Here is a 15,478-nt window from a genome sequence, read left to right as displayed (position 1 = left end):
GAAGCTGGAGAGGGGCTAGACGTGTCTGTTTTACATGCGACGTGGCAAACGGTTGAAGAAGGGAAACTTTTCCTCTGGGGAGAGCGCGCGCAATTACGGTCAGAGGTGGAGGCGACAAACTCTGATGCCGCACCTCTCCATCCGTTTTGTTTATCGACACAGGAACTGCGTGCCCAATTTGAGATGATTTTATCGCAGTCGGGAAGCCTGGAAGCCTCGGATGATGTGATGGCTGTGCGCTTGCCTTCGACGAGCAAATACCCTCTTCCCTCGCCCAGGCTTGTGCTAGAAACACCTATTACAAGTAAAAGCAAGCCGCAGCTACGCGACTGGTCGGTAGAGGCGCTCTCTCTTGATGATTCCCATGCCTGTGACATGTTGCTTGCTCTGCCCGAGCAGCCACCCGCCTCTGGCGAGTATCACAGCTATGGCAGCGATTTACGCTTCTGGATGAAAGCGGCCCAGCTGGCCCTGGAACTCGTGCAGCGCCAGAGCTTTTTGCCCTCCCTAAAGATTCCCGAACCCGCCAGGGCGTCGAGCCGGGGAGGTAGTAAACAAGCTGTAAAGATGAAAGCCGCAGCCTCCTGGTCATTGGCGCTCATGCCAGAGGATCAGGAGCGTGTGGCACGCCTGGCACGCGCTATGCCACCTGCCTGCCGCGCCTTTCGCGTAGCTGGTACGATACAGCCTGTAGAGATTGATCCGCAGGAGCTTTTACTCAACTTCTTACAGCGCAGCGTCGACGCGCTGGTACGAACCTCAATGGAAAAGATGGAGGACCAGGGGCGCCTCCCACGAGGAATGTCTCTCTCGGCCCAGTGGGTGCAGGCGCTTGCCTCATCACATGGAGGGGAACTGGCCGCCTCCAAAGAAGACTTGCAGGCTTTTACTGACGCTGTAGTAACCTGGTTGCGGCCCGTTGTGACCCGCGCCGAGTTTCGCCCCTTTCGTACCTGTTTCCGCCTGGAGCAGCCAGGGAGAGAGCAGACAGACGACCAGGAGGCGCAGGAAGGGGAGGCAGACCAGGCGGTAGCCTCCTGGAAGCTGAGCTTTCATTTACAGGCCAACGATGATCCCAGCCTCTTAGTCTCCGCCGAGCAGGTCTGGCAGGCGCGCGCTGGCTCCTCCACCTTTCTCAACCGCGCCTTTCAGCATCCTCAAGAATCTTTACTGACGGATCTCGGGGTTGCCATTCGTCTCTTCCCACCTTTGGAGCGAGGTCTGCGTTCCGCTCGCCCCACTGAGGTAACTTTAAGCACGGAAGAAGCCTATCATTTTCTCAGCGATGCAGCTCCTCTCCTGAAACAGAGCGGCTTCGGGGTTCTGGTGCCATCCTGGTGGGGAAGCCGTGGCGCTCGCCTGGCAGCTAAATTGCATGTGAAGGGAAAAGAGTCAACTGCGAAAGAGAGTAGTGGCTTCCTGACGCTGGATAGCTTGTTGCAATATAACTGGCAGATGTCATTAGGGGGAGAGGTGCTCAGCGAGCAAGAGTTTCTCGAACTGGTAAGCTTAAAGCAGCCCCTGGTCAAGGTGCGGGGTCAATGGATCGAGCTACGGCCAGAAGAACTGGAGGCGGCGAGCGAATTCTTCGCGAAGAAGCTCATGCGTAAAGAGGAGCTGAGCTTGCGCGACCTGCTGCGCTTAGAGGCCGGGGCCGAAGAGCAGCAGTCCTTTGGCGTATCGCATGTTGAGGTTGAGGTTGAGGGCTGGTTGGACGACACGCTCAAACGCCTACAGGGGAAGGAGCAGTTGGAGGTGGTGGAGATTCCCACTACATTCCAGGGACAACTGCGCCCCTACCAGGTTCGTGGTGTCTCGTGGATGACTTTCCTCAAGCGCCTGAGCCTGGGCGCCTGTCTGGCCGACGATATGGGCCTGGGAAAAACCGCTTCGCTAATTGGTCTCTTGCTCTATGAGCGGGCGCATCTGCCCCAGGGCGCGCGGGCCTTGCCGACGCTGGTTATCTGTCCTATGTCTATTGTGGGCAACTGGCAGCGTGAGGTCCAGCGCTTTGCTCCCTCGCTCTCCGTGCATGTCCATCATGGCGCTGAGCGGCTCTCTGGCGAGGAATTTGTGCAGGAAGTGCGCCAACATGATGTCGTGTTAACAACCTACGCCCTGGCGTTACGTGACCAGGAATTACTCAACCAGGTAGCGTGGGAGAATATTGTCCTTGACGAGGCGCAGAATATCAAGAACGACGAGGCGAAGCAGACGCAGGCTATCAAGAAGCTGAAGTCACGCTATCGGCTGGCCTTGACGGGCACGCCCGTAGAGAATCGCCTCTCTGAACTGCGCTCCATCGTTGAATTTCTCAATCCTGGCTATCTTGGCTCGGCACAGGACTTTCGCCAGCGCTTTGTCTTGCCGATTGAGCGCTATCACGACACGGAGCGCTCGCAAGTGCTCAAGCAGCTTGTACAGCCCTTTATCTTGCGCAGAGTCAAGACCGATAAAAGCATTATCCAGGACCTGCCAGAGAAAATGGAGATGAAGGTGCTCTGTAACCTGACGCAGGAGCAAGCCTCGCTCTACGACGCTGTCGTCAAGGAGATGCTGGAAAAAATCGATGATGCTAAAGGCATTGAGCGCAAGGGCATGATCCTTTCGGCCCTGTTACGTTTGAAGCAGGTCTGCAATCATCCAGCGCATTTTATGGGAGACGAGAGTGCTCTGGGCAAGCGCTCGGGCAAAGTATTGCGCCTGGAAGAGATGCTGGAGGAGGTGCTGGCGGAAGGCGATAAGGCCCTGATCTTTACTCAATTCGCCGAGATGGGTCAACTGTTGCGCCGGCACTTGCAAGAGCAACTGGGGCGTGAAGTCCTCTTCCTTCATGGCGGCACGCCGAAGAAGGTGCGTGATCAACTGGTAACGCGTTTCCAGGATGAGCGCGACGACGCCCCGCTCTTTCTCTTGTCTTTGAAGGCGGGTGGCGTTGGGCTGAACCTGACGGCGGCCAATCACGTCTTCCACTTTGACCGCTGGTGGAATCCCGCAGTGGAGAACCAGGCGACGGACCGCGCGTTTCGTATCGGGCAGCATCGCAACGTCCAGGTACACAAGTTTGTCTGTGTGGGGACGCTGGAAGAGCGTATCGACGCCATGATTGAGAGCAAGAAGGCGTTGGCCGAGAACATTATTGGCAGCGGTGAGAACTGGTTAACGGAGATGTCGACCTCGCAATTGCGTGAATTGTTTGTGCTGGGTCGCGAGGCCGTAGGAGAGTAAGAACTATTTTCAAAAAACTCAAATGTATTAAATTTGATCTGCCTTCTAAAAAATAGAGTGGGATTTTCCTTTTCGCCACAATATCTATCCTGGTCCTACCTCTGAAACGAATAATCTGTTCCATTCGTGAAAGAAGTACGCCCCTTCCCGGCGATCGCGATAGAAAGGACCACGAGTCAATGCAAGCACCCGATACCCCATCTTCCCAGGAGGACCCAGGACCTGTTAAAACAATTCTCATTATCGAGGCGGTAAATAACCTAAAGGGTTAGCAGCTTACGTAGCACAGGGCCTGATAGGCCAGCAATTTTCTACTTGGTTTGCTTGATCTGTTGGACGTTCCCAATGTGGCTCGTCAGATGCACACTTTTGATGCTTGTCCCAGTTGCACCCTTCACCTTTTCCTTCTCCCTTTGGAGAGCATCACATTGCCTGAGCAGCTAGCAGATCTCGTTCTTTGGCCAGATCATTTCCTGGGCTATACTGGGCACTATATGTGATGCAAACACATCCTCGGACGCTTATCTTGCCTCATCATTCCAAAGATCGTCCGTCTTCCATACACCGTCTACTACTTGCCAGAGACCGTAGGAGTAACTAGCTCAGGAGAGCCATACTTATGCATTTGCATCAACCCCTGGAAGAACTGGGTATCTACGAGGCCATCATTGCTTCTTCCGATGATGCCATCGTTAGTAAAACACTTGAAGGTATCATTACCAGCTGGAACCCAGCAGCCGTATCACTCTTTGGCTACACGCCCCAGGAAGCGATTGGACAATCGGTTCTGCTCATCATTCCCGAGGAATTGCACGCTGAAGAAAAGGAAATCCTTGCGACATTGCGTCAGGGCAAGCGCATTGAGCATTTTGAAACCGTTCGGCAGCGCAAAGATGGCACCAGGATCGAAGTTTCCTTGAGTATTTCCCCCGTCAAAGATCGGAACGGTACCATTGTTGGGGCGACAAAAATTGCCCGTGATGTTAGCGAACGCCGCCAGGCAGAACGCGCTCATCTCCATCTTGCTGCTCTGGTCGAATCAGCCGATACGCCTATCATTGGGAAAACGAGTGAGGGCATCATCACCAGTTGGAATCGAGCGGCGCAGCACCTCTATGGCTACAGCGCTCAGGAGGCGGTGGGCCAACCAATCACCCTTATTTTCCCGGTTGATCGTCAGGATGAATTTATTACGATCATGGAGCGTATTCGCCAGGGAGAACGGGTCGAGCTCTATGAAACGGTCAGGCAACGCAAAGATGGCACACGTGTGCCGGTCTCCGTCGCTGTTTCTCCTATTTATGACCATGCGGGTCTGCTCATCGGAGCCTCTGACATTGCCCATGACATTACTGAACGCAAGCGCATCGAGGCCCAGGAGCAGATGCTCGCCCAGCTCAGTCAGGTATTGGCCTCCACTCTTGACTACCAGGAAACGCTGACCGCCGTGGCACACCTGGCGGTCCCGCGCATAGCCGATTGGTGTACCATTGAGCTGGTGAATGCGGCGGGACACCTAGAACTGGCCGAGCTCGCGCACATCGATCCCGAGCAGGTGCGCTGGGCGCGCACCCTATGCGAGCGCTTCCCTGCCGATCCTGATGCGCAACGAGGGGTAGCCCAGGTGCTGCGCAGCGGACACGCAGAACTCTACCCCGAGATCACCGATGATCTGCTGGTAGAAGCGAGTAGGAACGAGGAGGAGTTGGCGCTGGCACGGCAGATTGGTTTTACCTCCGCTATGCTGGTTCCCCTAACCGCACGAGGGAAGATCACGGGGGTGCTCTCCTTGGCAACCACCGCATCCGGTAGACACTACAACGCGTTTGATCTTGCTCTGGCGGAAGAAGTGGGACGGCGCATCGGTTTAGCCCTGGAGAATGCACGGCTCTATCGAGAAGTCCAACAGAGCCGCGACCAATTCGACATTATCTTGCAGGGCGTAGCAGACGGCATTATCGTCTACACACCCAATAATCGCGTCCTCTATGCCAACGAGGTTGCGGCCCAGATGAGTGGAGTGACCTTATTCCACGAGCTGCTGGACCAGCCAGACGAAATCCTGCTTACCACCTCTCCACTCATTGACGAGCAAGGACATGCATTATCTCTCGAGGCGCTTCCTCACTGCCGAGTTCTGGCCGGAGCACAGGAAGCGCAGGCCACACTCAGGGTTCAAGGAACTGAACGTTGGGTGCAGATCATCTCCCGTCCAGTACGCACACAGAGTGGTGCTGTAGCCATGGTCATTTCCATTTGGCATGATATTACCGAGCGAATGCGGGTTGAGCATCGCAAAGACGAGTTTATCAGTATGGCTAGCCATGAACTCAAAACGCCAGTCACCAGCTTGAAAGGATTTACCCACGTCCTGCAGCGCCGCCTGACAAAACGGGAAGACGAGCAAGGCCTCTCCTACCTGGCACGCATGGATGCCCAGCTCGATAAGCTTACCAGGCTTATCAGCGACTTGCTCGATATCTCGAGAATGCAGGCTGGCAAGCTTGCATTGCGCATCGAAGCTTTTGAGCTGGATGAGCTGCTCAACGAGATCGTGGACAATGTGCAGGCGACCACCACGAGCCATCAGCTACGTATCGAGGGACACACAGGAGCACAGGTGATAGGTGATCCAGATCGTCTGGGGCAAGTGTTCATCAATCTGCTGACCAACGCCATCAAGTATTCTCCAGAGGCTGAGCACATCATCATCCATCGTTTCCACGAGGGGAAGCAGGTCATCATAAGCGTCCAGGATTTTGGCATTGGTATTGACCAGAGCCATCATGATCGCATTTTTGAGCGCTTCTATCAGGTAGGCCCTGAAGAGAAAACGTACCCAGGGCTGGGTATTGGCCTCTACCTGGCTCGGGAGATCGTATCGCGCCATAAGGGGCGCATATGGGTAGAGAGCCGCAAAGGGGCTGGGAGCGCCTTTTTTGTCGCGTTGCCACAGATGGAGCCAAAAGAGTATACAGGGCCAGCAGACCCAACAGAGAGAGAAGGGTAGGAAGAAAACGATGCCACATACAACGCAACGTATTCTCATCGTGGATGATGACCCGGATATTCTCGAGTTCCTCCACATCATCCTGGAAGATGAGGGCTATGAGGTGGTGACGTCAGACAAAGGGGACTTCCTCATGCAACTGCACAACGGCGAACTTCCCCACCTTATTGTCCTGGATGTCTTGCTTTCAGGCAAAGATGGGCGCGATATTGTGCGATGGCTGAAGAGCCAACAGGAGACTCGAAAGATTCCTGTCCTGATGTTCTCAGCGCATCCTAGTGCTGAGCAAACCGTACGACAAGCGGGAGCGGATGATTTCCTGGCCAAGCCCTTCAACATTGAGGCATTCCTGGCAAAAGTCGCTCGCCTCACCTGCTGCGCTTAGAGGCCGGGGCTGAAGAGCAACAGTCCTTCGCTGGTCATCTGTCCTATGTCTATTGTGGGTAACTGGCAGAAGCTAATGGGTGGCCAGTGGAAAGGGGCGCCAACCAGAAAGGTAGGCGCACAGGAATGTGAAGTGGGTGTTTGTTTATCGACTACTTTTACCATCCGTTTATCTTACTTTCACCCAGATTGTCTCTTTCTTCGCGTCTCTGAACCACTATGCTAGCTGGCTCGCCGTCTCGTGTCTGGGCATCGCGCCCGCCACAGTTCGCCAGCCAGGCCACCATCATGAATAGAATGCCCTCGATCGTCCAATTTAATCCGCCAGCAGCAATATATGTCCAGAAGTGGCCTGCATGGATATTGAGAAAAGCAACAATAAAGTAGCTAAGCCCGTAGAGGGTCATCCCAATACCGAAGGTCCAGGTTGCAAAGGTCACCAACCAGCTTGGAATATTCTGGTTGCGAGGTCGTATAAAAGCAATGGGAATACTGAGAACGCTGACAGCAAGGCTGAATAATACCAACATATTATCGTGCCTGATCATACCGGTCAGCGCAAAGAAGAACAGACTTGCATATGCGTATATAAGGGTAAAAATCTGTATTCGGCTCTGGCTGATACGCTTTCCTCTCCATATCAGGGCGAGAGGGAACAAAGCCAGGACAGCAAACACCATAACATCTACGGCCCAACTGATGATATACGACGCGGGATTTTCGGCAAACTGACGTTGGAGTTCCTGTGTTGACCCAGAAGCCAGAAGCCAGGTGCCTCCAAAGGCCCAGTAGGCGTGTTCCATGGCAAACAGCAGTGCCCAGGCGCACGCAGCGTAGCCTGTCCACACGATCCACCGCGATGGCAAAAAAGACGGACTTAATAATGATATGTTGTCAGGTTTGGTTTTCATAATGCACTCTTTCATCTCTGCACGCTATCGACAGAGGGGGTAAATTGAAATCTCATGCCATCCTGGTGAGCCCTTTTCTAAAAAGCACTGTCCGCGTGAGCAGAAGAATGCCGGAGCGCTGGACCAGGACCACATGTGTTTGTTCTAGAGAGAGCATACAGCAGGAGTGGTATTTTGTGATGCATCAGATGGCCTGTTTAGAGCAAGACATTTGGCGTAGTGCTCGTCACAGTCAATCGCGATGGATGAGTCCCTGTTGCCAGGCAAAGACAGCGGCCTGCGTGCGATCCATCAGATGGAGCTTCGAGAGAATATTACTCAGGTGCCCTTTGACAGTCTTCTCGCTGATGGTGAGGCGCGCGGCAATCTCAGTATTGGAGAGACCGCCAGCGATCAGACGCAGAACTTCAAGCTCGCGCTCGCTCAGTTCGACAAAAGGATTGGGCGCCTCGCTTCTGGTGCCACGCAGTTCGCGCACCACGCGCGCGGCCACACGGGGATGCAGCACAGATTCACCGCGTACTGCCTTGCGCGCGACCTCCACTAGCTCATCGGGAGGGATACTTTTGAGGATATAGGAGAGCGCGCCGGCTCGCAGTGCTGGGAAGATATGCTCATCGTCGTGGAAAGAGGTGAGCACGATGATCTGCGAATGCGGACTTACCTGTTTGAGGCGGCGCGTAGCTTCCACACCATCCATGCCAGGCATCATCAGGTCCATCAGGATAACGTCGGGGACCAGTTCTGCAGCCAAACGCACCGCGTCCTCTCCCGACTCAGCCTCACCAACTACGCTACAGTCGGGCTGAATAGCGAAAAACGCGCGGATGCCTTCACGTACAATGGCGTGGTCATCGGCGATAAGGATAGTAATCAGTTCTGTTTCCGGCATGTTGTCTTTCTCCTGAAAAGAGTCCACTGCTCTTAGGAAGCATCTTTCTCTGTTTGTGGACACCAGACGATAATTGTTGTGCCCTGGCCTTTGCTACTCTGGATGTCGAGATGCCCACCAAGGGCCTGGACCCGCTCGCGTATAGAGGAGAGGCCAACGCCTCGTTGTTCTCTGTTGTGCACGTCAAAACCGCAGCCATTATCATTGATCGCGAGTGTTACAACCGTAGCGCAGGTCAGATGGAGCTTCACGAGTGATGCCTGACTATGGCGTGCGACGTTTGCCAGTCCTTCCTGCGCGATCCTAAAGAAGGCATTCTCAACCTCCAGCGACGTTGCTATGTCTCCGTCCACCTTTAGTTCAACAGGGATGCCCGTCTGTTCCTGCCAGGAATGTGTGTAATCCTGTAGGGCTTGCGCCAGGCTTCTGTCCTCCAGATCAACCGGGCGCAATTCGCGAATGAGCGTCATCAGTTCGCGCTGGGTCTGGCGGACCAAAACTTCTGCTTTGAGCAAATGTGCCTGCGCGGCCCGTTCATCATGTCTCATTAGAGCCTTTGTGGTGCTTACATGCAAAGAAACCGCGAAAATCTGTTGCTTGACACTATCGTGCAGGTCGCGAGCCAGGCGATTGCGCTCTTCTACAGTTGCCAGATCCTGACGCATCCTGAGCAACTGCTGCAATTGCTGAGCCATATGATTGAGGCGGTGTGCCAACTGTCCCACTTCGTCGCGAGAGGGATCGCTGACAAAAGTGGAGAAATCACCCAGGCTCCAGCCTTCGACGGCTGCTGCGATTTGCTGAAGTCGGCGGACCAGGCCGCGGGCCGTGACGGCACCGAACGCCAGGCCAACTACTCCCGCGCCGAGAAAGAAGATGACGGCACTCACCCCGAAGAACAGGAGGAAAGTAAGCACGTTCTCCCAGGAAAAGCGCACATAGTGCCCACTGACGACCAATATACCCTGAGTGGTTGTTCCTTCCAGTAGCGGAGCGACGACATACTCCCTACCCTGCTCAAAAGAAGTGCGGAGCAACGCGCTCTGAGGAGAGGATGGAGAAGCATGGGAGGAGAGCAATCCTCGGGTATCTTGCTGAACGCTGGCTGGTAACGCTGACCGCAGATCATATCCAGGAACAGGGGCGTGATTCCCGGCGGCCACAATCACGCGTCCTTGTGCGTCAACGGTAGCTATATAGCCCTGAAAGGCAGGGTTACTTTCCTGGAGTAGTTCCCATGCCGCTTGCAATTGCTGCTGGTGGGCAACCCTCGTCGCGGGAAAAGTTGGACCCGCGATGCGTGCGAGGAGCTGTGCGTGGTGTTCAAGTGTCCCTCTGTCTTGAGAGAGGGTCACACCAACGCCTATCAGGGCGACGAGCAGTTCAAGCAAACACAAGACGATGACACAAGTTATCAAATACGAGATCGTTAATTTCCATTGCAAGCGATGGAACCGCTTCAGCACAAAGGTTGGGAACTTCACTGTTATCATCTCTCTCCAGGCAGGTCATTCAGACGGCTATGCTCGTCAGGATATGCACCCCTGCTCATTGGAATGGATACGCCGCACTCCACACGAATAATGGTACCTCAGAACTACCGATCTGTCATGCGCCAGACGTTCTGGCAAGAATATGAAACGGCATCTTCTTTTTTTCGGTCTCCCCACTCACCAGGCTTTAGCGCTCATCGAGCGAGTGGCGTGCCAGCCAGGCGAGGGCACAGAATAGGATGCCTCCGAGCAGAAACCACGAGCCCCAGATGAGGTTTTGATTGATAAACTGCTGTACTGTGAGCGGAGCCTGTGTGGCAGGAGCACCTATCATGAGGTGTTCCTGTTGCCAGCCAATCATACCTGACACTGCCATTCCCTGTAGGATCCCGCCGTAGAGTTCATGAACTATCATAATCACACCACCGAGCCAGGCAAGCAGAAGCAACAGCCAGCGCGGAATGAAGCGCCCCCAGGGCTGGATCAGCGATAGCGAGATCGCCGCCCCGAACACACAGAGGGTACCGGGAGCTATGATCCACGCAAAGCCATTTATGGTAAAGCAATAGACCACATAGGCCGTCATAGTCACTACTCCTACTGCGGTTGCACTGCGTTGCATACCGTGGGACATCCTCTCGCCTCGTATGCGAAACAACGCGATGAGCCCACCCAGGATGCACAGGATGCCAACAGTCACGACCCAGGCCAAGATGACTCCACTACCAGTAGCAGGGCCGTTCTCCAAATGTATATTGCCACCAGGGACGGTGAGCACTCCCGTAGTGGCGGCCTCGATCCCCCAATAGAAGTGCGCGAGGGAGAAGAGCAACGACCAGGCACATGCGGCGTACCCAAACCATGTAGCAGCGCGTCTCCGCTTGCTAATCTCCGAAGCGCCTGAGATAGTATTCACTATTGTATTCTTTCTTTCTGAAATTACATAAAGACAACATACCATCGTTACGTCGAGAACACGCTTACGTGCTCGTCTGGTCTCATCGTTGCCGGGTGGTATGTCCAGCCTTCTTGTTCATCAGGCTGTTCTTCTGAACATGCTGTCTCCGCATTCGTTCACATGCCAAGCATACCGCAAGGAGGGAGTTTAGTGATGCGTCAAATGCCCTGTTGAGAGCAAGACATTTGATCTGTTCCCACTTTCATTGAGATATGAAATGCGTGTATACTTGCCATGAAAGAGGGGAAAGATGAAAAAAGCCAAAAAGAGCTTTTATGCCCAAGTACAAACGAGAAGCGTTGGTAGGGGGGCGATGGTCCCAGTGCAAGATGAAGCTCTGGTTGAGAACGTCTTATGTATGGCCTTGCTTCGCCGCCATCCCGATCCTGGTTTGCTACATCACTCAGATCGCGGCTCTCAATACACTAGTTCAGGGTATCAACGAGCTCTGGGAAACGTTCTACAATCGTCAGCGTCGCCATTCTTTTTTGGAGTATCTCAGTGCGGTGTGCGGATGTTTTCACCGCAATCGAAGATGTGGAGACTTCTCAAAACATTTAGAAAGGCAGAGTGAGAAGATGCCCAGGCGCAGATCATCTTATGGCAGCAGGCCATACCGCTATGATGACGACGATGAGGGATATTCTGGCTATGGATGGCGTGCCACCACTCCTATACGCAGCGAGCAGGGCATTAAGGCCAGGAGCAAGCGTGGGCAGATCGGGACCCGGTGGTGGTCGCAACGCTGGCTTGAGACGCTAGAGGCCCTGGGAATAGGGTCACGCCTGGCCCGTGGGCGCAGTTATGCCCGCTCAGGCCAGGTGCTCGCGCTCGAAGTAAAGGCCGGCTGTGTGACTGCAAGTGTGCAGGGAAGTTCTCCCCGCCCCTATAAAGTGGCTATTTATCTTTCTCCTCTCAGTGACCAGGATTGGGAGCATATTCTCGACATCATGGCGCAAGACGCCTTGCTGGCGGCGCGCCTGCTCTCAGGAGAGATGCCCCAGGAGATCGAGGCGCTTTTCGTACGTGAGCGGATCTCGCTCTTCCCCGAAGTAAGCGATGATCTGAGCACGAGCTGTTCCTGTCCAGACCCGGCCAATCCCTGCAAGCATATCGCGGCGGTCTACTATTTACTGGCAGAGCGGTTTGATAGCGATCCCTTCATGTTATTTACCCTGCGTGGGCGTAGCAAGGAAGCGGTTGGTGAGGCGTTACAGCAGCGCCGCAGCCAGGTGGAAGAGCTCTCTCAGGCTGAAGACTTTCTCCTGGCTGCGCAACCAGTGCCACTTCAGCCGCTAGAAGAACGCCTCGATACATTCTGGCAAGAGGGCGAGGAGCTTGAAGATTTCGCGCCCCGTCCAGCTCAATTGCCAGGTCCCAGCCCTATGTTGCGCGAGCTGGGAGATGCTCCCTATACAGTCGTGGGCGAGAATCTCACCAACTGGTTTGAACGCATCTATATGAAGGCTGCCCAGTATGCGCGTGATCGATTGGAGAACGAATAAGCAGGAAAAGAGGAGGAGGTGTGACAAGCTGAACGAATGAGCCGATTGGCACGAAATTGTGAAGTAGCTCACTGTAAAAATGTGAAAAATCAGGAATAATAACTCACAGGGGGCTTGACCCTGGACTAAATGATGTGGGGAAGAGGCAATTTGATATTGGTCTCAATATATGAATAAGCGTCAATATAATTCTTGATTCGAAACAAACATATGGCAACTTGCATTGTAGAAGGTAGAGGCCTAGAGCACAGCACCATCGCTGATGCGCGAGGGACGATGAACGCGGTATTCAATGAGCCTCAACTTGTCGAGGAGGCGTGTCAGGGGTCTATTCCAGCCTTTGAGGCTCTGGTAATGTACTATGAGCCTAAGATTCGGCGGATGCTCTATGGCATGACTCACGATGAGCAATTAACCCAGGATCTCTGTCAGGAGACGTTTTTAGCGGTTTACCGTGCTTTGCCACGTATGCGTGGGGCCGATTTACGCTTTGCTCCCTGGTTGTATCGCATTGCGCTCAATCAATTGCGGAGTGAATGGCGGCGTAAGAAGCATGTAACGGTAGTCTCGCTTGCTTCGTCTGTAGATTATGATGAAGAGTCTGGTGAGGGGAATCTTGAAGATGCGGCTCTCATGGCTCCTCGCTTTGAGGACAATGTTGTGGAAATGGATATGGTCAGGCGCGTCCTGGCGCGTTTGCCATCCAATTCCGCGCTCTACCTGCTGCTTGATGCTGAGGGCTTCTCCTACAGTGAGATAGCGGATATGATGCAAGATACGTTGGCAGCGGTGCGCAGTCGCCTTTCGCGTGCGCGCCATGCCTTTCAACGCCTGTATGCTGGTCTCGACCAGGATTCTACAATCACATGATTCCCCTCTTGATTTTCACCCCTGTGGGAGGCTTTATCAACCCTCAATTCCTGAGTGCCTACCTCTCCTCTACAGCGCTAAAAGCCCATCAATCATAATTGATGGGCTTTCTGTTTCTTTGGCTCCCCCTGTTTTTCCTCTAGCACCATCTTAGCCCATTCCACCTGAAGCTCCCCGCGCTAAAGCGACGGGGGTTCCAGGGGTTCGGCCCACGCTTCCCGTCCTTCTCGCTTCAGCAAGAAAGCTGGCTCTAGTGGTGGTCCCCCTGAACTTTCGGGCAGACGCGCTCTCGCACGAGTCAAACCCATGCTTCGGGGCAAGGTCTGCCCCTCTTTCGCGCGTTGTGTGAGACGCTCGTGTGCTGCCCGCAGGCGCGCTTCCGCACCTTCCCAATACTCCTGGTATCGGGCACACGAGGGAATGGGGTCTGCTGGATCAAGGTAGGCAGCCAGAAACGCCGAATACAGGTCGCGTTGCACGGGACCCACGCCACACGCGCACTGATGCCAACGCTGCGAAAGCGGCTCTTGAGCTTCTTGCCACAGCCATGACACCACTGGCTCAGCGCGGTGGTGCGTGTGGGGACTTCTACCAGGATGCCGCCCGTACTCTCAACGGTGCGCCTCAACAGTTCGACAAACATCCCTGGCGCTCGCAGTCCCACACTCTTGCCAAACTGCCTCTGCCATGCCTTATAGGAAATCTTTTCGATGATGATGGTGGTGCCCAGTTTCACTACCTGATGCACTTTGTGCCCATGCAGGCTCTTGCGATGCGCTACGAGTTTGCGCTCTTTGCTCGCCTTGCGTTGCCGGGTGGCCTGGTAGCGCTTACTCTGCTTCCAGTGCCGCTTTTTCTTGCCTTGTTTTTTGATGCGCCCCTTCTCGTCGTAGTTCTCAGGATTGGCCGCCCTTCGTTGCCGCTCCATCTGCCGTTGCAAGCGACGAATGGCTTTGGCATCGGGCGCCAGTTGTGCACAGAACACCTCCAGGCTTGCCTCCCCTTGCTGGGGAAAGAGGGCCAGGGTGGAGGGACCAAGGTCACCGCCAACAATACTCGTGCCAACCGTGTGCTTTTTCTTCTGGTGGGGCTTGCCCTCCAGTGCCAGTTGCACGACGTAGCGATACCCCTCTTCATCAGCACCCGCCGCTCTGGGGCTGCTGGCAGGACGCTGGATGAGGCGGGCATACTTGATGCGGTGCCTGAGCCCATGGGTCACCACTTCATCCTTCCAATCGATGAGGGCGGGCAGCTGGTCTCCGTTCCAGAGCAGAGACCCTGCGTTTCCCTCCTCGGGTGGTTGCAGGACGAAGCGCAGGCTGGTATCGTTGCGCTTATTCTCGAGACTGGAGAAGCCGCGTCCTCGGCTCTTGAAACGCACGCGTTTCGCTTTGCCCAGGCAGACGCGGTTGAGGGCACGATAGGCGCGAGTGGCCAGGGTTTGGGCCAGCACGGCCTCGATGTGCTCGGCAATCCAGCCCACGCGCAGCCCCTTGACGGCTTCATGCAGGGCGGCTTCGGAGAAGCCATACGTTTTGCGCAAGGCGGAGAAGGCTGCCGCTCGTTCCGCTTTGTGGGTGCGAGGAAGGGCACGGGCCTCTTGCCAGGCGGAGTCAGACCTCATGCGGCGCAGGCGCTGTTGTCCTTGGAAGAGGATGGCGTTGTAGAGCTGACGAGCGGCTTCCAGATGGGAGCGCAGGCGGGCGGCTTGCCCTGCATCGACGGCCAGAGGCAACTCGAGCAGAAAGGTGGGGGTCGCAGGTCGCTTCTCCTGCTGTTCCTTCTTCTTGCATTGTCCCTGACACTTCTTCGGCATTGTGGCCCCTTCTTCGAACATACACATGATCTCGATCCACTGACATCTATTGTACCAGAGGAACGGGAAGAACGCAAGTTCTAGGTATCTGACCCTGCTCTCTTTCCTCTCATCCAGCAGAGGCGGTGATTCATCCCCGGCATCAATGACCGGGGCTTTCTCGCCGCGTTCTCTGTAATACTTGGTACATAGGAAAGGCGTATCAATTTAGGTATGATACAACTAATAGTACTAGTTTGCGGTGCGAAATGCCTGAATCCGCTCCCTAGGCTGGTTTATGGTATATAAACTTAACCATATCAAGCCCCCTGAGAAGTGACTTGAATCACTCGGACAGATTTCCAGAAAGACGATTGGCTTGTGGAGCGGGTCGAAGGGGTCCATTTCGCACCGCAAACTAGTACTAAAGTT

At 54.7% G+C, this 15,478-nt stretch carries 9 protein-coding genes and 2 pseudogenes; 6 read left to right on the top strand and 5 right to left on the bottom strand.

Features of this window, described 5'->3' with window-relative positions:
• Positions 1 to 21: 21 nt before the first annotated feature.
• The 3 genes from KRAC_RS05970 to KRAC_RS05960 all read left to right on the top strand — a co-directional run bounded on the left by KRAC_RS05970 (position 22) and on the right by KRAC_RS05960 (position 6,623).
• Positions 22 to 3,228, top strand: coding sequence for a DEAD/DEAH box helicase (locus KRAC_RS05970; protein ID WP_007905258.1), 3,207 nt, complete (start codon positions 22 to 24; stop codon positions 3,226 to 3,228).
• A gap of 619 nt (positions 3,229 to 3,847) precedes the next feature.
• The gene (locus KRAC_RS60890; RefSeq protein ID WP_007905257.1) at positions 3,848 to 6,238 is read left to right on the top strand and encodes a PAS domain S-box protein; all 2,391 of its coding nucleotides are present in this window, start codon (positions 3,848 to 3,850) and stop codon (positions 6,236 to 6,238) included.
• A 10-nt stretch (positions 6,239 to 6,248) separates the two neighbouring features.
• A complete protein-coding gene (locus tag KRAC_RS05960) occupies positions 6,249 to 6,623 on the top strand; it encodes a response regulator transcription factor (protein WP_007905256.1) in 375 nt (124 codons plus the stop codon).
• A gap of 157 nt (positions 6,624 to 6,780) precedes the next feature.
• Here KRAC_RS05960 and KRAC_RS05955 read toward each other — a convergent pair whose 3' ends face one another.
• From KRAC_RS05955 to KRAC_RS05940, 4 genes are all read right to left on the bottom strand, one after another.
• A complete protein-coding gene (locus tag KRAC_RS05955; protein WP_007905255.1) occupies positions 6,781 to 7,533 on the bottom strand; it encodes a DUF3995 domain-containing protein in 753 nt (250 codons plus the stop codon).
• Positions 7,534 to 7,765: 232 nt separating this feature from the next.
• Positions 7,766 to 8,425, bottom strand: a complete 660-nt coding sequence (locus KRAC_RS05950) for a response regulator (protein ID WP_007905253.1) — start codon at positions 8,423 to 8,425, stop codon at positions 7,766 to 7,768.
• Positions 8,426 to 8,457: 32 nt separating this feature from the next.
• Entirely contained in the window at positions 8,458 to 9,918 is a 1,461-nt protein-coding gene (locus tag KRAC_RS05945; protein WP_007905252.1) for a HAMP domain-containing sensor histidine kinase, read from the bottom strand.
• Between the two features lie 187 nt (positions 9,919 to 10,105).
• The gene (locus KRAC_RS05940; protein WP_040441986.1) at positions 10,106 to 10,834 is read right to left on the bottom strand and encodes a hypothetical protein; all 729 of its coding nucleotides are present in this window, start codon (positions 10,832 to 10,834) and stop codon (positions 10,106 to 10,108) included.
• Between the two features lie 331 nt (positions 10,835 to 11,165).
• Here KRAC_RS05940 and KRAC_RS79330 point away from each other — a divergent pair.
• From KRAC_RS79330 to KRAC_RS05930, 3 genes and pseudogenes are all read left to right on the top strand, one after another.
• Positions 11,166 to 11,385, top strand: a pseudogene (locus KRAC_RS79330) (hypothetical protein); the annotation flags it as partial.
• A gap of 69 nt (positions 11,386 to 11,454) precedes the next feature.
• Positions 11,455 to 12,381, top strand: coding sequence for an SWIM zinc finger family protein (locus tag KRAC_RS78995; RefSeq protein WP_007905250.1), 927 nt, complete (start codon positions 11,455 to 11,457; stop codon positions 12,379 to 12,381).
• 276 nt (positions 12,382 to 12,657) lie between these two features.
• Positions 12,658 to 13,251, top strand: coding sequence for an RNA polymerase sigma factor (locus KRAC_RS05930; protein ID WP_007905249.1), 594 nt, complete (start codon positions 12,658 to 12,660; stop codon positions 13,249 to 13,251).
• A 179-nt stretch (positions 13,252 to 13,430) separates the two neighbouring features.
• Here KRAC_RS05930 and KRAC_RS05925 read toward each other — a convergent pair.
• A pseudogene (locus KRAC_RS05925) lies at positions 13,431 to 15,067 on the bottom strand (nuclease/transposase family protein).
• Positions 15,068 to 15,478 lie beyond the last annotated feature (411 nt).

Source organism: Ktedonobacter racemifer DSM 44963 (assembly GCF_000178855.1).
GTDB lineage: Bacteria > Chloroflexota > Ktedonobacteria > Ktedonobacterales > Ktedonobacteraceae > Ktedonobacter > Ktedonobacter racemifer.
Note: the sequence above shows the minus strand (reverse complement) of the source record. Positions and strands in the feature narration are given on the sequence as shown.

Bases quoted from the DNA above. Each gene is read 5' to 3' on its own strand.
- KRAC_RS05960 (WP_007905256.1), top strand. From the start codon at position 6,249: ATGCCACATACAACGCAACGTATTCTCATCGTGGATGATGACCCGGAT.
- KRAC_RS60890 (WP_007905257.1), top strand. From the start codon at position 3,848: ATGCATTTGCATCAACCCCTGGAAGAACTGGGTATCTACGAGGCCATC.
- KRAC_RS05945 (WP_007905252.1), bottom strand. From the start codon at position 9,918: ATGATAACAGTGAAGTTCCCAACCTTTGTGCTGAAGCGGTTCCATCGC.
- KRAC_RS05950 (WP_007905253.1), bottom strand. From the start codon at position 8,425: ATGCCGGAAACAGAACTGATTACTATCCTTATCGCCGATGACCACGCC.
- KRAC_RS05930 (WP_007905249.1), top strand. From the start codon at position 12,658: ATGAACGCGGTATTCAATGAGCCTCAACTTGTCGAGGAGGCGTGTCAG.
- KRAC_RS05955 (WP_007905255.1), bottom strand. From the start codon at position 7,533: ATGAAAACCAAACCTGACAACATATCATTATTAAGTCCGTCTTTTTTG.
- KRAC_RS78995 (WP_007905250.1), top strand. From the start codon at position 11,455: ATGCCCAGGCGCAGATCATCTTATGGCAGCAGGCCATACCGCTATGAT.